A 23,229-nucleotide genomic window follows, 5' to 3' on the forward strand; every position below is an offset into this window, starting at 1 on the left:
CATTCATTAAAATCATTTTATCGACTTTAAAAACTGAAAGATACTCATCTATGTGTAATTGATTCCTCCATTTTTAACATTCGCCATATTCAAAATCTATTCACAGAATGAACAACAATTTATTACTTGTAGATGAAACAAAGACTTGGCACATTAGTCCTAAAACAACACGGAAGGAAGCCAAGCCATATGTCTAGCCCTGCTCAATCCATACGTCACAAATTACTCAACACTTTCTTTTCCAGACATTCTATTTGGCTGCTTTGTATTTTTATCTTTTTAAGTATTAGCTTTTTTCATTATAGCCATACCCCTATTTACATCAATTACTTTATCTCAAACACTTTCTTAAACAGTATTTGGCTCATTACAGGTTTACTCAGTTTTGTCGGTTTACATGATGTTTTGCAAAACAGACATTCTATTTTGAAGAACTACCCGATCATGGGACACTTTCGTTTTATCTTTGAAGATTTTCGACCTGAAATCCGCCAGTATTTCATTGAAGCGGATCAAGATGCACTGCCATTTTCAAGAATGCAACGCAGTCTAGTTTATCAACGCTCAAAAAACCAAAATGCAGATAAGCCTTTTGGTTCTATTGTCAATGTCTATGCAGACAACTATCGTTTCATGACGCATTCATTAAGTCCATGCAAACCTGCCGACCCAAAAACCTTCCGTATATTAGTAGGCAATGCGCAATGCTCTCAGCCTTATAGTGCATCTATTTTTAATATTTCTGCCATGAGTTTTGGCAGCTTGAGTGCCAATGCCATTCGTGCTTTAAACAAAGGCGCACAAATGGGTGGTTTTTACCACGATACAGGTGAAGGCAGCTTAAGCCCTTACCATCTAGAATATGGTGGTGATATTGTCTGGGAACTCGGTAGTGGCTATTTTGGCTGCCGTACTTTAGATGGCCAGTTTGACCCAGAAAAATTTGCCATTCAAGCTAAACGCCCTCAGGTTAAAATGATTGAGATCAAACTATCTCAAGGTGCTAAACCTGGACATGGAGGTATTCTACCTAAAGATAAAATTTCTGAAGAAATTGCTCAAATACGAGGTGTCAGTCGTGACCATGACTGTGTTTCTCCTTCAAGTCACTCGGCTTTTAAAACACCGATTGAAATGATGCATTTTATTCAACAACTGCGTGAATTATCTGAAGGAAAACCTATCGGTTTTAAACTGTGTATTGGTCAGCCTTGGCAATTTATGAGTATTGTCAAAGCCATGCTACATACCCAAATTATTCCCGATTTTATCGTCGTTGATGGTTCCGAAGGTGGTACTGGTGCCGCACCGATTGAGCTCATTGACAATATGGGTGTACCGCTACGTGAAGGTTTACTTTTTGTACACAATACGCTGGTTGGTGCAGGTTTACGTGATCAAATCAAAATTGGGGCCAGTGGTAAATTGGTCAGCGCCTTTGATATTGCAAGTATTATGGCAATCGGTGCGGACTGGGTGAATTCTGCACGAGGCTTCATGTTTGCTGTAGGCTGTATTCAAGCACAAAGTTGTCATACCAACCAGTGTCCTGTAGGTGTTGCAACTCAAGATAAAGAACGTCAAAAAGCACTACACGTTCCCACTAAAGCCGAAAGGGTTCTACATTTTCATGACAATACATTGAAAGCCCTTTCAGAAATGATTGCCTCAGCAGGTTTGAAACATCCAGCAGAAATTAAAGCCCGCCATTTAGCACAGCGCATTAATGACCGAGAAATTCGAAACTATGCGCAACTCCACTTTTGGTTAAAAGAAGGCGAACTCCTGTCTTGTGAAAATAAAGATGAAGAGAACTTCTATTTCCGTATGTGGAATATGTCCAAATTAGAACATTTCTAAATAAAAAGGAGGCTCTATCAGCCTCCTTTTTATTTTCGATAAGCAAAATCACAGAATATTAGTAATATCCACTCGATGAACCCTGTGCATGTAAAAAGGCTGGGATTAAACCTGTTAAGGCTGCACGAATGTCAGCACGTTCATTGATCAATTGGTGCGAACCTTCCTCTAGCATTAGCAAGGTCTGTAAACGAAACTTCTCTCGAATGAACTCGATGTTATACCGCCAATCTACCGTCTGATCCAGAGCGCCTTGAGCCAACCACACAGGAATACGACAGGCTGGACGTTGTTCCATTTCCAGCATCCACTTTGACATCGCCAAAATCCAATCCATACCCATCATACGCGGTTGCAAGGGATCTTTTAAACGGACAAAGCGCAAAAATTCAGGATTATGATTATTGCGTCTAAAATGACGCGGTACTTGGCGCTTTATCCGACGAATAATACCTAATCCAACTGAATTATGCCACCAAGCCGATTTCGCAGGACGAATCAATGGTGAAAGCAACAGAACACGTTGTACATAAGGGTTTTCACGGCGTTCGGCAAATTCGAGTAAATGATGCATTAAAATTGCACCACCCGTACTCTGCCCGATGCCTAACCACGGCTGTGGTAGCTGATCAGCATGCTTTACATAACGCACTACAGCATGAAGCACATCTTGATAATGGTCAAAGTTTTGGATATTCGCAGGCGATCCATCACTCAAACCATGCCCAGGCAAATCATAAGTCAGTACGCTAAACCCTTGCTCAAGCAGCTCTTTAATGATGGGTTGGTAAATACCACTGTGTTCTAAGTAACCGTGCAATAAACATACGGTTCCCTTGATCTTCTGGATTTTGGGCGCAAAGACCTGTACATGCAATTTAAACAAAGGCATTTGTACATAACCTTGCCACTGCTCACAGTCCAAAGTGTCTAAGCCATAGAGCCTACGGTATGAAATAATTTCAACAGACGCTTCATAAGACTGGTTTAAATTAAGTGGTTCTAAAAGTTGTGGTGTGGTCTCACGACTTGGGACAGGAAGCTCAAGTTGTTTGAGTACTGAAGGATTTAAAAAAGGAAGTTCAGGCATTATGGAATCTCCCTACAGTCACTTGAGCCGACAAGTACATCACGCACAGTTGCAAGCATTTCATAATTGGCACGGCGACTATGATCATAGTTTTGTTGACTTGGTCGCCAACGTGTTAATTGGGTCGGCATAGGTGCTTCTATCGGCTGGGTTTCTATACCATTTAAGGCAAATAAACGACGGGTACGTGGCATATGGTATTGATCTGTAATTAGAATCACTCTAGGTGCGCCACCTTTTTTCTGTAGTAACAAGGAACTAAAACGTGAATTTTCGCAGGTATTCATACTACGATCTTCCAACAGTTTTGCATCGACTCCTCGTGCCTTTAACCATTTTTGCATATACGGTGCTTCTACCCCACTCAGTACAATAGGCAGCTTAAACTGCTGTTCAACTTGTAATGTGGTTTCAAGTCGCAAACGGGTATATTCATTCACAACGATATCCTTACCATTCTTATCTAAAGTTAACCCGCCTCCTAGAACAACGATGGCATTCGGCATATTTAAAGCTGCTTTTTTCTCTTCATTTTGTGCATGGATTTGTGCAATATCTTGATAAATTTGCTCATCAACGGGCTGTTCTTCGAGTTGTTCAACCTTATGTGTTTTTAAGAACTCTAGATAATGCTCCATTAACGCTTTATTTTCTTTACTGTTGAGTTCTAATAGTTCTTTTACATTCTCTGTTGGGTCTACTTCTGAACTTGCAGTCTCAACCACCAAAGGAATTTGAGGCTTCTGTTCTTTTTCCTGTTCCTCTTTTTGCTCAGCAACGATCAACTCTTGTAAGGCTTTGTAGCGCGCCTGAATGGTGGTTAAGTTTTGTGAATTATGCTCTTTAATCTGTTCTTCCATGAGCTGTAAATAAGCTTGACGTGCTATCCACAAATCAGAACCCGGTTCTAAGCTTTCTTGCTCACTCAGTGCTGCCATCTTTTGGCTCTGTGCGGCCACTTCGTTAACATCGACAGGAACAAAAGTATTAAGTGCAGCAACAATGAGCTTAGAATAAAAAGGCGTATAAATAAAAATCATTAAACAGCCGAAAAGTGCAAATAACACCGAAGCGATTTGCACTAAACGTACCATTTTATGGGTTTTACTCATGCTTTTAATGATCCTGATGAGATTGAATTAAACCGAGCGAATTAAACAAAACTGGCTCAGGCTCTAGTAAAACTTTAAATTTATTATACACATCCCGTTGTACTGCTCGGTATGTGCTCTGTACATCGTCTAAATTTGCATTGGCATAGTTCACCAAGACCAACGCCTGCTTATGAAACATGCCCACCGCCCCAAGTTGCTTGCCCTTCCACCCCGACTGGTCGATTAACCAACCAGCGGCAATTTTAACATCACCATTTAACTGTGGATAATGTGGCAATTTGTCAAATTGTTGGGCTAAATCGTCATACGCCTGCTGACTCATAATTGGGTTTTTGAAAAAACTCCCTACATTTGGAAACTCTTTAGGATCGGGTAATTTACTTTGGCGAATCTGAATCACTTGTTGCTGCAAATTTAATGCAGTTAAGTTATCCCCTACAGCCTGTTTTAAATCACCATAACTAATTTTTAAGTCTTCGTGTTTCAAGAGTTTAAATGTGACATGAGTAATCACATAGCGATTCGGATCATCCTTAAAAATACTATGGCGATAACTAAATACACAATCTTCAGCAGGAATATCACTAAATTGTTTCAGTTGTCTGTCATAGACCTGCACACTTTCAATGAACTCACCTGCTTCGACACCATAAGCACCGATATTTTGTACTGGGGATGCACCGACTAAGCCTGGGATCAAGGCTAAATTCTGTAAACCAAATAAACGCTGTTCTGTCGTCCAAAGTACAAAGTCATGCCAAACTTGCCCTGCACCAACTCTTATGGTTTGGGTATTCGCATCTTCAGACAGATTCTCTATACCTAGAATATTCATATGCACAACCAAAGCATCAATTTGTGCAGGCAGAAGCATATTACTTCCACCTGATAAAATCATGACATTCAGCGCTTGTTGCTGCGCATAATCTAGGGCTTCAACCAATTCATCTGCACTATGAATTTGAACATAATGCGATGCAACTGCATGTAAACTTAAAGTATTAAAAGGTTTAAGCTGTTTTTGTGTTTCGATTTGCATGCGCTAACCTTAATAACTTTCAATTTGTTGTTTAAAAATGTGAACCCATGCTTGGCTACTTGATTCACATTGATCCAATACACGCTCAAAACCATCAGATCCACCATAGTAAGGATCAGGTAAGGCTTGCTGTGGATATTGCGTATCATGCTCGGACATGAGAGCGACTTTAGCACGTAGTTGCCCCGTACCAAATTCACGTGATGCTGTTTGATACAGCATCTGAATCTCATCAAAATTATTGTGGTCCATCGCTAAAATTAAATCAAAATGGACAAAATCACGGGTCTGTAACTGTCGTGCACGTAAACCAGACAAATCATAACCACGTTTCAAAGCATGTTCTTGGCTGCGTAAGTCAGGTGCCTTATTCGGATGATAGTTACTCGTCCCTGCTGAGTCGATTTCAATATTAAGTTGATGCGCATCACAAAAATGTCTGAGAACCACTTCTGCCGTGGGAGAACGACAAATATTTCCTAAACAGACACATAACACCTTATAGGGCGTTGTGAATGACATAACCACCTCGAAACAGCTTTATTTTCAAGTGTCTTATGTTAAGTTATTTAGAGGATGAATCCTATAGAAGTACAAAACATTATTGTTGAATAAGATATAAAAAAGGATGCTGTATGAACTCATTTCAATTTCAAACTGTGCCGAATATTATTTCAGGCTTAGGCAGCATTCAACAGCTTAGAGAACTTTTAACAGCACGCCCTTATCAACATCTGTTATTGGTTACAGATGCAGGCATGCTACAACATCAACTGCATCTTCCCATCTTAGAAATTTTAGAGGATCTCTCTCTCACTTACAGTATATACAGTGAGGTTAAAGCCGACCCGAGTGAGCAGATTGTTTTAAATGCGGTTAATTTTGCCAAACAGCAAAAGGTAGATCTCGTTTTAGGCTTTGGTGGTGGTAGCTCTATGGATGTTGCAAAAATTATTGCCATACTCAGCCATCCTGCACAGCAGCAACAGTTAGCTGATCTTTATGGGGTAAATAATGCCCAAACACCTCGCCTGCCGTTAATTTTAGTCCCAACCACAGCAGGGACAGGTTCTGAAGTTACCCCGATTTCAATTGTTACCACAGTTGAAACGACAAAGACTGGAATCGTCGCACCTGTTCTTTTTGCCGATGTAGCGATTTTGGATGCGACTTTTACTGAAAACCTGCCGCGTCATATTAGTGCAGCGACAGGCATTGATGCGATGGTACATGCCATTGAAGCTTATACCTCTAAAATCAAGAAAAATCCTTATGCAGACATGTTAGCGAAACAGGCTTTGAAACTGCTGAATCAAAACCTCAGTTTGGTGCTAGAAGATGGTCGAAATTTAGAAGCCCGACAAAATATGTTGGTCGGTTCAATGTTGGCAGGACAAGCTTTTGCCAATGCCCCAGTAGGTGCTGTACATGCACTTGCTTATCCACTGGGTGGACATTTTCACATTTCACATGGACATAGCAATGCCTTAGTGCTGACAGAGGTTTTAAAGTTTAATCTTCCGCAAGCCAAGCACCATTATGCAGAGTTGATCTGCTGGCTCGACCCAAAAAGTACAGGTTGTACTGATGGTCTTTCTGATCTCTTTGTCGATCATATACAAAACCATTTAGACCGTAGCGGTTTAACCTTAAAACTCAAGGCGTTGAATGTTCCTGAACACAGTCTAGATCAACTTGCAACAGACGCCATGTTGCAAACACGCCTACTACAAAACAACCCAAGAGAACTGGAGTGGCAACAGGCACGCGAGATTTATCAAGCCATTTACAGCTAACCCATATAATTAACTTAGGCTATTTATAATCAGATTTTAAGGATGACGTCGATGAGACAAGCCGTAAAGACACGTGACCAATTTCATTATTTTTTACCGATTCAGACACGTTGGTCGGACAATGACCTCTATGGCCATGTCAACAACGTCACTTACTATAGCTATTTTGATACTGCCGCAAATGCCTTACTGATTGAAAAAGCAAATTTTGATATTCACCAATCCCCTATTATTGGCTTAGTGGTCGACTCAGCATGTAGTTTCTTACATGAGTTGTCTTACCCTGAGATTATTGACGTAGGTGTGACTATTTCCAAAATAGGAAACTCCTCACTTACTTACGAACTCGCCATTTTTAAATTTGGTCAAGAATCGGCTTCGGCTCAAGGACATTTCGTCCATGTTTTTGTAGACCGTGAAACGCGAAAAAGCACCCCGATTCCATCTGAAATGCGGAGTGCTTTGCGCCACTATTTAAGCCATGACATTACTTAAGCTGAATATTGTGTAATTCACCATCAAAAGTTTGCACTAGACTTTTCACTGTGTCTTCGTTTTGTAGTAATTCATGTGCACGTTGGAATGCCTTTTCCTTACGTTGCGCTTGCATCGTATATGGCGTAATGGTTTCAACTTCTGCATATTTCACATCAAAACGCGTCTGAGGCCATTCAGCTTTGAGCGCATCTTCCAAGACATGACGTAATTGGGTGAGGAGTTGCTCATAGCGTTGCGGTATCATAAACACCGATTCTGCATCAATCTGTCCCGTCATTAAGCCTTGCTGTGCCAACTCTTGTACCGCGGGTGATAAATCGCTGTTTCTAAACCAATACTCCCACTTCTCCACTGTCCATTCACCGACTAACTGCTGTGCTTGTAGTTGCAAAATATCTTGTGGCATTAAATCGGTTGGTGTAGATGAGACCTGTTCAGGTTGAGCAAGCTCTACAAGGGCAGTAACAGTTTGTAGGCTTTCATTTTCTACAACTCGAGTATCCTCAACATTCGCGACTGAAAGCACTTCACTTGCTAAATCAAAAGATTCCGCTTGTACAACCTCAACTATTGCTACAGCAGGTTCAACGGGTGCTTCATTTTGAGTTTCTGCTTCTAACGGTACAATTTCATCAAATAAGAAATCATCACTATTTGGTTCATCATCATTGCTTTGTGCATTAAATTCATCAGCTTCATCTAAATCGAATAAAACTTCATCACTGGAAGGATCGAAAACGATTTGATCGGATTGCTGAGATACTTCAACTGATGGTTTATTCTCTTTGGCGCTTTCTGAAAGATTCACATCATCAAGTTCAGAATTAAAGTCAGTCTCTGCATCCTCATTTATCGCAGCATCTTCAAATGTCGCGTCAATATCTAAGCTTTGAGCATCTTGTTGCAAAGCCGTTGCTGGAGCAGAAGTCGGTATTACCGTTTGTTGTACAGATTCAGCTATAGCACTATTGGCCTGAGTCACCAGTACTTCATTCGGTTGTAATGGACGGAACGCCAACATGCGTAGCACCGTCATTTCAAAGCCTTGCTCTTGCGTGACTGCTAACTGTAATTCAGCACGTCCTTTACATGCAATTTGGTAATAAAGCTGTAGGTCTTGCGCAGCAATCTGCTGAGACAATTGCATGATTTTTTTATTAATTTCAGCGCTATATTTGAGGCTTAATTCTGGTAAATATTGTAATAATGCCAATTCATGTAAAGTCGAAATCAACTGATCCAAAACTAAAGATACATCCAGTGCTTGCTGGCGGAATTGCATCAGCAACTCACTCACCCGTTGTTTCTGGTTTTGATGTATCTCAAGGATCAAATCATAAATAATGGTACGGTCGATTAAACCTAACATCTCTTTGACATCTTGGTGCTGGATAGAGCCCTGACCATAGGCAATCGCTTGGTCTGTCAAAGAAAGTGCATCACGTAATGAGCCTTGGGCAGATTCCGCAATTTGCCAAATCGCATCCTGCTCGGCGGGAATGCTTTCTTTATTTAAAATATTACCCAGATGCTCGGTAATTTCATCTACAGCCAACGGGCGTAGAGTAAATTGCAAACAACGTGAAATCACGGTAATTGGGAGCTTTTGTGGATCTGTCGTTGCAAAAAGGAATTTCACATGTTCAGGCGGTTCTTCCAATGTTTTGAGTAAAGCATTAAAAGAATGCGTAGAGAGCATATGTACTTCATCAATCAAATACACCTTAAAACGACCTTGCGTCGGTGCATAAGGCACATTATCTAAAAGCTCACGCGTATCTTCAACTTTAGTCCGTGACGCCGCATCAATTTCAATCAAATCAATAAAACGGCCTTCATTCACGGCAGTACAGGTTGGGCAAACTTCGCATGGTGTTGAAGTCATACCTGTTTCACAGTTCAAGCACTTTGCCAAAATACGGGCAATGGTGGTTTTTCCGACCCCACGCGTTCCTGTAAATAAATAAGCATGGTGCAAACGTCCGCGCTCTAAAGCACTGGTTAGTGCCCGAGAAACGTGGTTTTGACCCACTAGCTCATTAAAATTGCGAGGACGATATTTCCGTGCAAGTACTTGATACATGTATGCTCCTTTTTATAGGCCTAAGCATACTGTTTTTTTGCCAAAGAGTGAATGAATTACTTCACCCCGTTCTCGCTTTTCTAAGCTATAAACCTGATTTAGATCAATAATCCAAAAACCATTCGCTCCATTTTTATCCCACTCTCTATCTCAAGCTATTTATACATTTAGATTATGGATTTGAAATAAAATGAGAGCTTTGCAAAAGTAAAAAAGAGGTAAATATTAAAATGAATTCGTAAAATACAGCTATTTAGAAAATTAAGCCGACTTCACCAGAATAAAATCACTCTGCATTTGGTATTTTTTACCGGTCACATCTTCACGTATTTCTAAAACACGATCCTCTAAATCGACATAAAGTAAGTTTCGCTTGGTCACGTTCACCAACTCTATCTTATGCTGATCTTGAGCATTAAAACGAAGTAGTCCAGTCAAAGTTTCGACTTCGTTATGGCCACTCAAACTTTCTCGTTTTAGGGTGTAGGTCATGTTTTCATGCAGCTCAAGTGCAACTGCCATACCCGGACAGTCTTCACAACGGGACAAACATCCCATACACGGCGTTGTCCCGTGATAACCCCCAACCCACGCAGGAATAATCTGCTTTTGTTCTGTCACTTGGAGTTTAGACTGATCATGTCGCGTTTGATTCGCCTCGGAACAACCCAACAATAGTCCTGTAGCCATCAGAGGAATAAGAATGGGAGCCTTCATGTCACAAATCTTCAAAACCTAAACCGCGACGAACATAACATATTTTAGACGATGACTAAATCTCAGACCTGTCAAAACCAGCCTTTTTTACCTGTTAAAATTGCGTCCGCACAGCGTAAACTTTCTTGGCTCAAAGCCCAAAGTCGATAATCCCCAGTTAAAGAAGCTGTAGCAAAGTTATGTGTATAAGCAAAACTTAAGCCTCGCTCACTATCGCCCCAAGCCCCTGAACCATTAAAGCCCATATGACCAAAACCCTGCTCTGCGGTTTTGCCTAGGGTTAATATACGGTGATATCCCAAGCGCCAATGCATCGGTATCGGCATCACGCGATCTCGATAGCTATATTGCACTCGACTCAATTCAGAAAACACATCGGGACGAATCAACTGCTGACCTTTCCAAACTCCTTTTTGAGATAACATCGCATACACTTTGGCTAAACTATTGGCTGTAAAGACACCATTTGCCGCCGGAATAATCGCCTGAATCGCATCATCATGATAAAAGCTGACCTTTTTCATGCCTTTGGGAATCATGCCATCCTGAAAGTCTTGTGGATCTTGCCCTGACCACTGCATTGCTTTATCAAGCAATGAAACTTTACGCACCTTCGTTGGACTTTTTTGATTTGCTTGGATAGGTAAAGGACGAGCAATGGGTCGTGCGATACGTTTTAATTCAGCACTGGATGCACCAAAGTAAGCTCCATCTAGCTCAAGTGGCACAACTAAATAGGTTTGGAAGAGTTCAGTTAAAGGTTTCCCCGTTGCTTTTTCCAAAGCACCACCGACTAGCCAACCGAAGGATAAAGGTTGATAGGCAGCATCTTCACCAATTGCAAAGCGTGGTTGCGCCTTTTCAAATACGTCTAACATATATGCCCAGTTCAACATTTCTGTCGCATCGGCAATGTTATTACGGATATCAAATAATCCGCTTTGATGACTCAGTACATGTCTTAGCGTCATCTTTCCTTTACCATTTTGGGCAAATTCAGGCCAATAATCCGCAATGGGTTGATCGTAGCTCAGCTCACCTCGACTGACTAAAATATGCGCCAAGGTTGCGAGCACGCCTTTGCCTGTCGAATAACACACCGACATCGTATTGGCCTGCCAAGGAGAATCTACCGCTGCCAAACCCGTATAGATATCGACAACTTTTTCACCCTGAAAATATAGAACACAGGCCGCACCGCCATATGCTGAACGAGCATCTTGTAAGCGGCTAAAGAGATGGGCAACACTTTGAAAACGTGGGTCAACGTAGCCTTGGTAATGGTTCGGATTCGCTTGTAAATATTGTTTTAAACTTTTCATTTACACATCCATGTATTTTAAAGCTGACATAAAAAAGCCCAGTGTAATCTAAACTGGGCTTTTTAAAATTATAGTGATTTGATCTGTCCCGTCACATGCGGTTTTTGATTCTTACTATTTCGAATTAAGAAAGCAGTATTTGCCCCTTTTGTCACAGTCATAAAATCGACTGTTGACGGCAAATACATCGGCAGTTTAAACCAAACATCTGCTTCATAAGCATCAGGCAATGTGATCGAAGCCAACGCTCGTGCCTTACTCCACATGCCGTGCGCAATGGCCTGTTTAAAACCAAAGGCTTTTGCTGTCACCGCATGAATGTGGATCAGGTTAAAGTCGCCCGAAGTCATTGCATAACGACGACCTGTATTTTCAGAGACTTCCCAGACTACATTCGGCTGATAATCTGGAGTCGTTGCTTCGACTAATTTTGGTGCTGTTGTACCATCGGTCTTTTGACGTGCTAAATACGTGGTTAAAGCTTCAACCACGACTTCATTACCAACTTTCACGGTGGTAATAAAATCAAACTGAACACCTTTATCATGTGGCTCAAGCGCGCCATATTTGCATGATAAAGTGAGGGTTTCATTGACACCAACTTTACGCATTTGTTTGACTTGATTGCGAATATGCACCAAACCTAGCACAGGAAATGGAAACGGCTCTTGCCCCATCATGTGCATTTGTAAGCTTTGCGATAATACAGCCAAATAAATCGCAGGAATATAACCATTATTTTTAAAGCCACATACTTCGTTATAGGCTTTCAAATGCTTTTGATCGACATTAAAAGAATCTACCACATACTCAACCTGCGGTAAGACTTTTTCACCTTTTGGTTTTTTAAAAATCAAACCTTGAATGACTTTCGGATAAGCCATGTATGGTTTTGGAAGTTGACTAAAATGGCGAGTCTTCATACTGAACCTTTGAGAAGTTTTTATTTCAATATTTTGAAAGTTCCTTCTCCCTCAGGGAAAAGGTTGGGATGAGGGAAAAATGCCATCCCATTTATAATATAAAGAATTCATCTCCCCTCTAAAGGAGAGATAAATTCAAGTTTTTAAATTAAGCACCCAACAAGCTTTGACCACAAACGCGTACCACGTTGCCGTTTAAACCAGTCGATGCTGTCGCTGCAAATAAAGCAATCGTTTCAGCAACATCTACCGGTAAACCACCTTGGCTCATCGAGTTCATACGGCGACCCGCTTCACGGATTGCAAATGGAATCGCAGCGGTCATTTGCGTTTCAATGAAACCTGGTGCAACCGCATTGATGGTAATGCCATTCGTCAACGTTGGAGCAGTAAATTTAACCACACCAATGACACCGGCTTTTGATACAGCATAGTTGGTTTGACCGAGGTTACCTGCAATACCTGAAATTGATGATACACAAACAATACGACCATTGGCATTTAAACCGTCGTTCGCAAGTAAATAATCATTTACACGCTCAATCGCTGACAGGTTAATGTTAATGACCAAGTCCCAAAGCTCAGGCTTCATATTTGCCAAAGTTTTGTCACGGGTAATACCTGCGTTATGCACAATAATGTCTAAACCACCTTGAGCAGCTGCCGCAGCTTTGATTTTCTCACCAGCATCGTTTGCTGTGATATCAATTGCCAGTGTTGAACCGCCGATCTCACCTGCAACACGGTCAAGATCTGCTTGTTGCTGTGGTACATCTAAACAAATCACATGCGCGCCATCACGTGCCAAGACATGCGCAATCGCTTCACCAATACCACGGCTCGCACCTGTTACTACAGCCGTTTTTCCTGCCAGTGGTTTCGCCCAGTCCACATCTACAACATCAGCTTTAGAAACACGAATCACTTGACCAGAGACATAAGCAGAACGTGGAGATGCTGCAAAACGTAAAGTTGACTCAAGATTTGCTTCTGCACCTGCATCCACATAGATCAAATGTGCTGCAACCCCCTTCTTAAACTCTTTACCGACTGACTTCACGAAGCCTTCAAGTGCACGCTGTGCAATCGCTTTTTTAACGCTACCCGCAGTTTCAGGGGTCGTACCTACCACAATCACACGACCAGAAGCAGCCACTTGACGTGCAATCGGATTAAAGAAGTTATATAACTCATTAAGTTGCTCTGATGACTCAATGCCAGATGCATCAAAAATAACAACTTTGAATTTAGACTCTTTGTCGCCTGCATTAAATGCACTTAAGTTTAAGCCCACTTGAGCCGCAGCTTGTTGTAGTTGCGCATTGTTACCCGCATAGCTATTGGCGTGGACATTTGCCAACACTTGCGCAATTGCACCAGATAGTGAACTGTTTGCTGCTGCACCCAGTAAAACAGCACCTTTAATCACAGGCGTTGCTGACTCAAAACGGTCTAAAAAAGTTGGTGCAGGTAAACCCAAATTTTTAATGACAAATTTACCAATAGGAGATTTTGCAAATGTTTGGTATTGATCAGTCATGTTTTTATCTCTCATACAAATGAATTGTTGATGGATTCAAAGATATCCTTTTAACTTCAAAGTGATGTCTAGAGTCTTATATTTCAATAGTTCCATCGGTTTCAGTAGAATCATACTTGAGTTATAGAGGATATGTCTTGACCTGAAAGCCTGTTGCAATGTCATTCTAGTCAATTCAGCCCTTTTTATAATATGCTAATGTAAACCCTAAGAATAGATTAACATGCTTGGAAAAGCCTTATGAGCAAAACAACTCAAGAAAATCCAGCAGTGGAAAATTCTGCTACGGAAACCGTGTCAAATACATCAAAAAGTACACCGCGTAGAACTAAAAGTACTGGCACGACCACCCAATCAGTAAATAACACGACTAAGCCGACTCGCACTCGTGCTGCGTCAACTCGTAGTAAAAGCCCTGCTTCTTCTACAAATGCTTCAAAACCAAAAACTCAAACTGCTGTTCAACAGGATCAAACCATGAGTCAAAACACTGTTCGCCGCGTGGCTATTATCGGTGGTAACCGTATTCCTTTCGCTCGCTCAAATGGCGCATATTTCACCGCTTCGAATACAGATATGTTCACAGCAGCGCTAAACGGTCTTGTTGAACGTTTTAATCTTCAAGGCCAACGCCTTGGTGAAGTGGTTGCTGGTGCTGTTCTTAAGCACAGCCGTGACTTTAACATGACCCGTGAATGTGTACTAAACACTGCACTTGCGCCAGAAACACCTGCTTACGATATTCAGCAAGCATGTGGTACTGGCTTACAAGCAGCGTTCTTAGTTGCGAATAAAATCGCACTGGGTCAAATTGAAGTGGGTGTTGCTGGTGGTGTAGATACCACTTCTGATGCACCAATTGCGTTTGGTGATGGTTTACGTAAAGCATTACTTGAACTCAACATTGCAAAAACGGGTAAAGACCGTTTAAAAGCTTTAACCAAAATCAACCTAAAAGACTTGATGGATGCGCCGAAAAATGGTGAGCCACGTACAGGTTTGTCTATGGGTGATCACCAAGCCATTACCGCGCTTGAATGGGGTATTGCACGTGAAGCGCAAGACGAACTTGCTGCATCTTCACACCAAAAAATGGCTGCGGCTTACGAAGAAGGCTTCTTCGATGACCTGATCACACCATTCTTAGGTTTAAAACGTGACAACAACTTACGTGCTGACTCTACGGTTGAAAAACTTGCTAAGCTCAAACCAGCTTTTGGTAAAGGCGATGCGCGTACCATGACTGCGGGCAACTCAACACCACTTACAGATGGTGCGTCTTGTGTACTTTTAGCTTCTGAAGAATGGGCGAAAGCAAACGGTCACGAAGTCCTTGCTTACTTAACCTTCCAAGAAACGGCTGCTGTTGATTTCGTTGAGAAAAAAGAAGGCTTATTGATGGCGCCTGCTTATGCAGTTCCACGAATGCTTGAGCGTGCTGGTCTTAAACTTCAAGACTTCGACTACTACGAAATTCATGAAGCATTTGCGTCACAAGTTCTTTCTACTTTGAAAGCTTGGGAAGATCCAAAATTCTGTAAAGACCGTTTAGGTTTAGATGCTCCACTCGGTTCAATTGATCGCAATAAACTCAACGTCAAAGGTTCTTCACTTGCAGCAGGTCACCCATTTGCTGCAACAGGTGGTCGTATCATTGCCACTGCTGCGAAGTTGATTAACCAAAAAGGTTCAGGTCGCGTACTGGTTTCAATCTGTGCTGCAGGTGGTCAAGGTGTAACAGCAATTATTGAAAAATAATCTCGCCTTCACTGTAAAAAAGCATCTCTTTTGAGGTGCTTTTTTACTGGTCAAAACCATCAATTTACTCTATAGATAAAAACATAAAATAACCAAATACAAACTATGCAAAATTCACCGCCCTTTATTGTTTATCTCAATACCCCGATTCGCTATTATTATTTTTACCTCATTCCCTTAGTCATAGCGCTTTTGATTGTCAGCTTCGACTTTCACTTTCAAGGCGTGTTTCCAACCAGCATTGCATCCAACTTGTCCAGCCCGCATAAATTTCTCAATGACTTTTTTGCTATTTGTACTTTCATCTGTATTGCCCTTATTTTGATCAATTATTTTCGTGTACAACTCAACCGACCACAAGTTCAGCACATCAGGCAACACTACGCAAAACTGAATACACAACAACGCTCAATGTTTAATCCACTAGGCTTAGTGTTTTTTATTTTTATGTTGCTCTTTTTCTGCTTAAGTTGGTTTTTGATCAGTGATGAAATCCCATACACAAATTCCAGTACAAAGAAAGGCGCAACCATGATCTATCTCAAAGGCTTTGCGCATCCATATATAAGCGCTATAGCAAATAGTTTTCATGCTGCCATCACCGTATTTTTTGCCTTAATGATCCCTTATATTTTAAACGTCAGAAAATTCAAATAAGAATCGCATCACATTAAAAAAGCCACGACATTGCGTGGCTTAATTTTTAATTTGAATATTGCGCTTCAGATTGAATACCCAATTTGGCCTCCACCATGTCATAACACCATTGGAAAATAAAGGTATAAACCAAAATACACATGGTTAAACTGAAGTCGAGTACGATGGCTTGCCAAATACTCATTTGCATTGCATATGCGACCATTGGAATGGTTGCAAGCATCAAACCACCTTCAAAACCAATCGCGTGAAGAACACGTACGCCGATGGTTCTTTTGAGTTTTCTTTTTGCTTCAAACTTTTCAAAAAAATGGTTAAACACCATATTCCATATGACCGAAGTGACTGCCATGGCAATACCGAGCACGCCTGTGACCTCTAAAGGCATATGGAATATGAAACTTAAAGCTACAGCAATGATCACCAATAGGATGATTTCATAGCTGAGCGCATGAATAATCCTTCTTTTGGAAATCAACATTTTTAATTACTCTTTCATGATTGGATGTTGGCTATTTTATTTTTATAATATTGATTAATCGAGTCAGGTTCTTTCAATAAAACTGAAATATAGAAAATTATGAATATCAATCAAGAGCAACTGATCATTTTTAAAACCGTGATTGAGTCAGGCTCATTTTCAGCTGCCGCACGAAAATTGGGCAAAGTGCCATCGGCCGTGAGTATGTCAATTGCCAACTTGGAAATAGACTTAAACCTACAACTTTTCTTACGTGAAGGACGTGAGCCTACAGCAACAGCGCAAGCCCTAACCTTGTATGAAAAGACCGAGCAACTACTGACCGAAATGAATCAATGGAAACAGCATGCCCATGCCCTAAGCCACGGTTTGGAGTCCTCGCTCAATATCGTCGTTGTATCTGAACTGCTACATATGCAATGGATCGACTACATCGCAATATTAGAAGCTGAATTTCCCAGTCTACAGATCAACATTTTTTCTGCACCTCAGGAAGATGCGCAAAGAATGTTACTCAACGGTACAGCGCAACTTGCACTGATGTTCGAACGTGAACAGCTGGAAAGCAGCGAACAGTTTGTTGAATTAAAAATGGAAACTTTAGTCCCTGTCGCAAACAAAGACTTTGAGCTGGCGCAATTTTCACAAGTCAGCTTTGAACAAATTCAACACAGTCGCCAGATCGTGGTTGCCAGCCGAGATAAAAGCATTAAACCTGAACTACTTTTTTCTAAAGAATACTGGCGGACTGACAATCATCACTCTGCCTGCGCACTCATTATGCAAAATTTCGGTTGGGGTGTTTTACCCTTGGAAATGCTGAATGAAAACCCTCAGCTCAAAACCCAGTTGAAAATATTAGATCTGCTAGATTTCACTCCAAAGTTTGAATATTTTGTCGATTTGGTCTGGAGTCGTGAAAGTGAATTGGGTGCAGCTGCACGTTTTTTAATCAAAAACATCCGAAATCAACGTAAAAAATCGTGATAACTGCTGTTAAAACATCCGAATCCACTTGGGTTAGAAGCAGTTTGTGTTATAAATAATTTATGGGTAATAACTTTAAGAACTAACGATCAATGACACAAACTGCATTAAACCAATTAAAAAGCTTAACCACCATTGTTGCTGACAGTAGCGATTTAGCGGCGATTAACCAATTTCGCCCGCTTGACGCAACGACTAATCCGTCGCTGATTACAGCGGCTGCTATTCAACCTGAAAATAAAGAGTTGATTGAGGATGCTTTTGCTCAAGCCAAAACTGAGGGCTATAAAGAAGACTTACTCATTGAACGCACAATCGACATTCTGACCGTCAAGTTTGGGGTTGAAATTCTCAAATTGATTGAGGGTCGTGTATCTACAGAAGTGGATGCTGCACTGTCATACGATACCGATGCCACCATTGAAAAAGCCAAAGAGCTGTTGGCGCTATATAAAAACTACGGCGTAGATCAAAATCGTATATTAATTAAAATCGCTTCAACATGGGCGGGTATTCAAGCAGCGAAAGTGTTAGAAGCTGAAGGTATCCATACCAACTTAACGCTTTTGTTTGGTGTGCATCAGGCCCATGCTTGTGCGGAGGCAAATGTCACTTTAATTTCACCTTTTGTTGGACGTATTTTAGATTGGTACAAAAAAGCCGAAGGCGTGGACAGTTATCCAGTTGAAAAAGACCCTGGCGTGCTTTCTGTAAAGCAAATTTACCAATTCTATAAAGCACATGAGATCAAAACAGAAATTATGGGCGCAAGCTTCCGCAGTGTTGACCAAGTCTTAGGACTTGCAGGTTGTGACCTTCTTACTGTTGCGCCTAACTTATTAGCAGCTCTTGAACAAGACACACGTGAAGTTAAAGCCCAACTGTCAGCAAGTGATATTGCGCCAGCGACAACTGCACTTAACACACTCAGTGAAACTGAGTTTAGGAATCAAATTGAACATGACTTGATGGCAACGCAGTTGTTACAAGGCGGTATTGATGGATTTATTAAAGCCCGTCAACAGCTGAACACACTATTGCGTCAGTCTTTTGGTCTAGATGAAGAAATTTCAGCTTAACTTGATTTTTCTTCTTTTAAAAGCCGATTTTGCTATCATGCAATATCGGCTTTTTTATTGAGAATATGTTGTGTTTGGGATTATCGACATCGGTACCTATATCATCGGTACAATTTTAATTGTGATTCTACCAGGCCCAAATTCTCTTTATGTGATGTCCATTGCCTCACGATTTGGTATTAAGACGGGTTACTTGGGTGCATTAGGTGTTTTCACAGGTGACCTGATTCTCATTCTATGCACGGTACTAGGCGCAGCATCTCTTTTACATACTTTTCCTTGGCTGTTCATTTTATTAAAAATTGTAGGTGCTTTGTACCTATCCTACCTAGGTGGAAAACTCTTATTTGCTGGCGTCAAAACGTGGCATTCATCCCCACAGCATCTTGAAGCAAGTGCAAACCAGAATACTTTGCAAACGCTACACCCGTTTAGATCAGCGCTGACCATTAGTCTTTTAAACCCTAAAGCTATTTTGTTCTATTTGTCTTTCTTTGTGCAGTTTGTTAACCCTAAATACGCTTATCCTGCACTCAGCTTTACTTTACTTTCAGTCATCTTGCAGATCATTAGCATGGCTTATCTTAGCATTTTGATTTTCTCAGGGATTAAATTGGCCAGTTACTTTAACCGTCAGTTTAAAGTTGCCGCTGTCGCAGTGGCAACTGTTGGTTTACTGTTTTGTGGTTTTGGTTTAAAGCTCGCACTTTCCACCCTGTAATTCTCGTGAATAATCTCGTTATTTTCGATAAAAAAACCATTGTATGCTGTTTTCTTTTTCAAGAACCAGCGTATGATCCTTGAACAATCGCTATTTTCACTCATTCAAATTATGTTTTGATCTTCATGCAAAAATTATTTCAAGATTTCTCAGTTCCAGCAGTATTCGCAGGTTTTATTACCTTCCTCATTGGCATTAGTGTGTCTTCTGTCTTGGTCATTCAGTCCGCCCAAGTCTTAGGTGCAAATACCGCACAAATCAACTCATGGTTCTGGGCTTTAGGTCTGGGTATTGGTTTGAGTGGATTGCTTTTATCTTGGAAACTTAAATATCCTGTATCGACCTCATGGTCTACTGCGGCACTGGCTTTAATTATTGCTACGGGCAGTGGCTATAGTTTACATGAAGCAATTGGCGCATTTTTGGTCTGTGGTTTAGTTACCGCTATTTTGGGCTTTTTCGGGATCTTTGAAAAAGTACTGACTTATATCCCGCAAAGCCTAACCAGTGCCATGTTGGCAGGTGTGCTACTGAAGTTTGGTATTTCATTGTTCGCCAGTATGCAAGACCATTGGGGGTTTATTTTATCCATGCTGGCGGCTTATATTGTTTCTAAGCGACTTACTCCACGTTATTGTATTGTCATTACCGTGATTGCAGGCTTGTTACTCTGCCCATTGTTCCTAGACTTCCATACACCTCAAATCACATGGAGCCTAGCGCAACCTGTTTGGATGACGCCTGAATTCAGTATGTCTGCTATTTTAGGTTTAGCGCTGCCTTTGTTTGTGATCAATATGGCATCCCAATATTTACCAGGTATTGCCATGATTAAAAGCTATGGCTATAACCCACATGTCAATCAACTGATTGGTTGGACGGGTACCGCTCAAGCCTTACTCGCACCATTTGGTTGCTATAGTGTGAATACTGCAGCCATCAGTGCCGCTGTCAGTTTAGATGAACAAGTTCACCCTGACCCATCAAAACGCTATATTGCGGGCATGAGCTGCGGCTTCTTTTACATCTTAATGGGACTATTCGCAGCCACCCTCACCAGTCTTTTGTTGTCTTTCCCTGCAATCTTTATTACAGTCTTAGCAGGCATTGCTTTATTTGGCACGATTAGTCATAACATTGCAATTGCATTTGAAGCAGTCTCAGACCGTGAAGCAGCCCTCATGACTTTCTTATTTAGTGCATCAGGCGTTCAGTTTTTTGGCATTGGTTCTGCCTTTTGGGGACTACTCTTTGGTTTTGCAGTTATGCTTATATTTAAGTTTAAAACCAAAAAAGTTTAAGCCCTCATGTAAAAAAGCACCCGCGATGGGTGCTTTTTTATTTTCAAATACTGCTAACTTAAAAAGTTAATGCTGATAACTTCGTTGAATCAATTCTTGCTTAAGCTGCATGGTCTCAGACAAATTTTCCACCTCAGTAAATGCTGTGAGCCAAATGCCATCTGCAGCATAACGTAGAATTTTCAATTCCAAATCATTATCTGTGTCCTGATGTCGCGCTAAACGTTTTTCTAGCCACTCAATCCAATACTCATTAAAGGTACGATCTGTCAGCATGATCATCGAAATAGCTGACCAAGAGTGTTCTAAACCTAGCACCTGCTTTTCTAATGTAATTTCGATATAGGCTCGCGTGAAGCATCCGTAATACTCTTGATCTTTGGCTATCAACTGATCCACCACTCGATCTAATTGTTCAAGCTGTTCTACAATCATTGCCTCAAGTAGCTTTTGCTTGTTTGGAAAATGATGAAAAACCCCTCCTTTACTCACGCCAACCAAATCAGCTACGGCCTGTATAGAAACCCCTGTCACACCATTTTCAGCCGCCAAACGGATGGCATGTTGCAAAATACTGTGGCGAACCTGTTCAGGTGCTTTTTTACGTGGAGTTGTTTGTTGCATCGAAGTTAATGCCCTGTCGAATTTGAAAATAAATTAATTACGATTACACCAGAAACAATCAACGCAATACCAATCATTGCGGCGAGATCTAAACTTTGTTTGAAAATAAAGTAGCCAATCAATGCAGTTAAAACAATCCCCACACCCGCCCAAATTGCATAAGCGATACCCAATGGAATCACTTTAATCACTTGTGACAATAAATAAAATGCCAGCGAAAATAAAACCACCACCGCCAGCGAAGGCAATAGTTTGGTAAAACCTTCCGACTTAACTAAAAAGGTCGAACCAATGACTTCAGAAATAATTGCCATCGCTAGCAAAGCATAAGCCATTAATACAGGATTCATACTAAACTCAATTATTAACATACCGATCGGTCGGTATGTTAATAAAACCCCAAAAGTTAAGCAAGTCTTTTAAACATGATTATTTGGATGAATTTATCACTAAATCTGAAGTTCTTTTTATAAAATCAATGGTTCGATCAAAGGTGATCTGACTCGCCTCTTTACTCATCATGAACTGATATTCATGCACCAAATACTCTTTAGAGTCTGGGTAAAAAGCTTCTGTAACTGCCACCTGATGCTGCTTCAGTACTTCAACAAAAGGTAAAGACTGAGTTTTGGTTAAAAAGTCTTTATTTCCCCCACTAATAAATACAGCAGGATACTGTGATGTAATATGTTCACTGGTTGAAATCGACTTTAAAAATGCAGCATCGTCCTTACGCTCGCCTGTATAAGCCTGTACCAAATTATATACACCCCATTCAATCAACTTTAACTCTTCAGGAGCCGTATTCACAAAACTGTATAAATCGTAAATCCCGCAATGCAGAATCAATCCTTTTAGTTGTTTAGCTTGAATCGAAGGTTGAAAGCCGGATGCTTCAGCAAAGCTAGAATTAGTCAAAAGCGCAGCATAATGGCTGGCAATATTGGCTCCAGCAGAATCTCCAGCAAGATACAATTGGTTCGCGTTAATGTGGTACTGAGTAGCATGTTTTTGTAAAAAACTAAGTGCTTGATTGAGCTGATGTAGTTGCGTTGGATAAATCGCCTCGGGGGCAAACTGATACTCAACTGAAATAACATTGAAACCTTGGTTGGCTAAAAGCTTGAAATACCCACGTGCATGTTCTTTAGAACCAGAAACCCAGCCACCACCATGAACCCAAACTACTGTAGGCACTGTATCTAATTGTTCAATATTTTGTGGTTGATAAATATCAAGATTCAGCGCAGGACTAGCTTGATATGGAATATTGTGATGTACAATGACATCAGGGGGAGCAAAACTATCCAGCATTTTCATTTGAATATGGGTTGCTGTATTAAATGTACCCGCAATCAGTTTGGTATTTTTTTCGACACTTTGACATGCACTTAACACGACCATCATAAAAATGATACTGATTGTTTTAATCAGAGACTGAAAACCCATATTGCTTGCTCAATTTTTTAAGTGATTCTAATACAATATCTTGCGCAAGATATATTTAAAACAGACCAATTCGCCACTGCTGTCCCATAGTTAGACTTAAATAAAAAAACCTGAGTCCAAAGTAGTTAAAATATAAGTGCGAACAAACACTTCAACTACAAGGATTCAGGTTTTGTCACATCAGAATAC

Annotated in this window: 22 protein-coding genes; 9 read left to right on the forward strand and 13 right to left on the reverse strand. The window is 40.8% G+C overall.

From position 1 onward, the window contains the following. Positions 1 to 189 precede the first annotated feature (189 nt). Positions 190 to 1,860 carry an FMN-binding glutamate synthase family protein gene (locus ACE01U_RS12600; RefSeq protein ID WP_395579608.1) on the forward strand — a complete coding sequence of 557 codons (1,671 nt, stop codon included), beginning with the start codon at positions 190 to 192 and terminating at the stop codon, positions 1,858 to 1,860. Between the two features lie 58 nt (positions 1,861 to 1,918). Here the strand turns inward: ACE01U_RS12600 and ACE01U_RS12605 are convergent, their stop codons facing one another. Genes ACE01U_RS12605 through ACE01U_RS12620 form a run of 4 tightly spaced genes read right to left on the reverse strand, consistent with a single transcriptional unit; the run spans position 1,919 to position 5,626 of the window. After that, the gene (locus ACE01U_RS12605) at positions 1,919 to 2,950 is read right to left on the reverse strand and encodes an alpha/beta hydrolase (protein ID WP_086210088.1); all 1,032 of its coding nucleotides are present in this window, start codon (positions 2,948 to 2,950) and stop codon (positions 1,919 to 1,921) included. Next, positions 2,950 to 4,062, reverse strand: a complete 1,113-nt coding sequence (locus ACE01U_RS12610; protein WP_119063451.1) for a YdcF family protein — start codon at positions 4,060 to 4,062, stop codon at positions 2,950 to 2,952. The genes ACE01U_RS12605 and ACE01U_RS12610 overlap by 1 nt, the downstream gene beginning before the upstream one ends. Before the next feature lie 4 nt (positions 4,063 to 4,066). Beyond that, a complete protein-coding gene (gene murB / locus ACE01U_RS12615) occupies positions 4,067 to 5,104 on the reverse strand; it encodes a UDP-N-acetylmuramate dehydrogenase (RefSeq protein WP_395579609.1) in 1,038 nt (345 codons plus the stop codon). Between the two features lie 9 nt (positions 5,105 to 5,113). Beyond that, positions 5,114 to 5,626 carry a low molecular weight protein-tyrosine-phosphatase gene (locus tag ACE01U_RS12620; protein WP_086210091.1) on the reverse strand — a complete coding sequence of 171 codons (513 nt, stop codon included), beginning with the start codon at positions 5,624 to 5,626 and terminating at the stop codon, positions 5,114 to 5,116. 113 nt (positions 5,627 to 5,739) lie between these two features. Here ACE01U_RS12620 and ACE01U_RS12625 point away from each other — a divergent pair, with 113 nt between their 5' ends. Next, entirely contained in the window at positions 5,740 to 6,900 is a 1,161-nt protein-coding gene (locus ACE01U_RS12625) for an iron-containing alcohol dehydrogenase (protein WP_395579610.1), read from the forward strand. Between the two features lie 51 nt (positions 6,901 to 6,951). Next, a complete protein-coding gene (locus tag ACE01U_RS12630; RefSeq protein WP_395579611.1) occupies positions 6,952 to 7,395 on the forward strand; it encodes an acyl-CoA thioesterase in 444 nt (147 codons plus the stop codon). Here the strand turns inward: ACE01U_RS12630 and dnaX are convergent. From dnaX to ACE01U_RS12655, 5 genes are all read right to left on the reverse strand, one after another. Continuing rightward, positions 7,388 to 9,481, reverse strand: a complete 2,094-nt coding sequence (gene dnaX / locus ACE01U_RS12635; protein WP_395579612.1) for a DNA polymerase III subunit gamma/tau — start codon at positions 9,479 to 9,481, stop codon at positions 7,388 to 7,390. The two genes, ACE01U_RS12630 and dnaX, sit on opposite strands and share 8 nt — an antisense overlap. 261 nt (positions 9,482 to 9,742) lie before the next feature. After that, a complete protein-coding gene (locus ACE01U_RS12640) occupies positions 9,743 to 10,198 on the reverse strand; it encodes a copper resistance protein NlpE N-terminal domain-containing protein (protein ID WP_395579613.1) in 456 nt (151 codons plus the stop codon). A gap of 71 nt (positions 10,199 to 10,269) precedes the next feature. Next, the gene (locus tag ACE01U_RS12645) at positions 10,270 to 11,520 is read right to left on the reverse strand and encodes a serine hydrolase domain-containing protein (RefSeq protein ID WP_395579614.1); all 1,251 of its coding nucleotides are present in this window, start codon (positions 11,518 to 11,520) and stop codon (positions 10,270 to 10,272) included. A gap of 68 nt (positions 11,521 to 11,588) precedes the next feature. Further along, positions 11,589 to 12,443, reverse strand: coding sequence for a MaoC family dehydratase (locus tag ACE01U_RS12650; protein WP_395579615.1), 855 nt, complete (start codon positions 12,441 to 12,443; stop codon positions 11,589 to 11,591). A gap of 148 nt (positions 12,444 to 12,591) precedes the next feature. Beyond that, positions 12,592 to 13,983 (reverse strand): 3-oxoacyl-ACP reductase, encoded by a 1,392-nt coding sequence (locus tag ACE01U_RS12655; RefSeq protein ID WP_395579616.1) that lies wholly within the window; start codon positions 13,981 to 13,983, stop codon positions 12,592 to 12,594. A gap of 240 nt (positions 13,984 to 14,223) precedes the next feature. On the opposite strand from ACE01U_RS12655, the gene ACE01U_RS12660 reads away from it, so the two are divergent. Then, positions 14,224 to 15,741: an acetyl-CoA C-acetyltransferase gene (locus ACE01U_RS12660; RefSeq protein ID WP_395579617.1), complete on the forward strand. Its 1,518-nt coding sequence runs from the start codon at positions 14,224 to 14,226 to the stop codon at positions 15,739 to 15,741. 105 nt (positions 15,742 to 15,846) lie between these two features. Next, on the forward strand, positions 15,847 to 16,398 hold the full coding sequence (locus tag ACE01U_RS12665) for a hypothetical protein (RefSeq protein WP_395579618.1): 552 nt from the start codon (positions 15,847 to 15,849) through the stop codon (positions 16,396 to 16,398). A 46-nt stretch (positions 16,399 to 16,444) separates the two neighbouring features. On the opposite strand, the gene aceI is transcribed toward ACE01U_RS12665, so the two are convergent. Then, positions 16,445 to 16,879, reverse strand: coding sequence for a chlorhexidine efflux PACE transporter AceI (gene aceI, locus ACE01U_RS12670; protein ID WP_086210100.1), 435 nt, complete (start codon positions 16,877 to 16,879; stop codon positions 16,445 to 16,447). A gap of 99 nt (positions 16,880 to 16,978) precedes the next feature. Between aceI and aceR the strand changes: the two genes are divergently transcribed. The 4 genes from aceR (at position 16,979) to ACE01U_RS12690 (ending at position 20,967) form a co-directional block, all read left to right on the forward strand. Next, on the forward strand, positions 16,979 to 17,866 hold the full coding sequence (aceR, locus tag ACE01U_RS12675) for an HTH-type transcriptional regulator AceR (RefSeq protein WP_395579619.1): 888 nt from the start codon (positions 16,979 to 16,981) through the stop codon (positions 17,864 to 17,866). Positions 17,867 to 17,958: 92 nt separating this feature from the next. Next, the gene (gene tal, locus ACE01U_RS12680; protein ID WP_119063438.1) at positions 17,959 to 18,945 is read left to right on the forward strand and encodes a transaldolase; all 987 of its coding nucleotides are present in this window, start codon (positions 17,959 to 17,961) and stop codon (positions 18,943 to 18,945) included. Between the two features lie 70 nt (positions 18,946 to 19,015). Continuing rightward, positions 19,016 to 19,666, forward strand: coding sequence for a leucine efflux protein LeuE (gene leuE / locus ACE01U_RS12685; RefSeq protein WP_395579620.1), 651 nt, complete (start codon positions 19,016 to 19,018; stop codon positions 19,664 to 19,666). 125 nt (positions 19,667 to 19,791) lie between these two features. Continuing rightward, on the forward strand, positions 19,792 to 20,967 hold the full coding sequence (locus tag ACE01U_RS12690) for a benzoate/H(+) symporter BenE family transporter (protein WP_395579621.1): 1,176 nt from the start codon (positions 19,792 to 19,794) through the stop codon (positions 20,965 to 20,967). A gap of 66 nt (positions 20,968 to 21,033) precedes the next feature. Here the strand turns inward: ACE01U_RS12690 and ACE01U_RS12695 are convergent, their stop codons facing one another. From ACE01U_RS12695 to ACE01U_RS12705, 3 genes are all read right to left on the reverse strand, one after another. Next, positions 21,034 to 21,591: a TetR/AcrR family transcriptional regulator gene (locus tag ACE01U_RS12695; protein ID WP_395579622.1), complete on the reverse strand. Its 558-nt coding sequence runs from the start codon at positions 21,589 to 21,591 to the stop codon at positions 21,034 to 21,036. Between the two features lie 5 nt (positions 21,592 to 21,596). Next, positions 21,597 to 21,941 carry a DMT family transporter gene (locus ACE01U_RS12700; RefSeq protein ID WP_086210104.1) on the reverse strand — a complete coding sequence of 115 codons (345 nt, stop codon included), beginning with the start codon at positions 21,939 to 21,941 and terminating at the stop codon, positions 21,597 to 21,599. Between the two features lie 79 nt (positions 21,942 to 22,020). After that, positions 22,021 to 23,040, reverse strand: a complete 1,020-nt coding sequence (locus ACE01U_RS12705; protein WP_395579623.1) for an alpha/beta hydrolase — start codon at positions 23,038 to 23,040, stop codon at positions 22,021 to 22,023. Between the last annotated feature and the right edge of the window lie 189 nt (positions 23,041 to 23,229).

The organism is Acinetobacter halobius, assembly GCF_044130335.1.
Lineage (GTDB): Bacteria > Pseudomonadota > Gammaproteobacteria > Pseudomonadales > Moraxellaceae > Acinetobacter.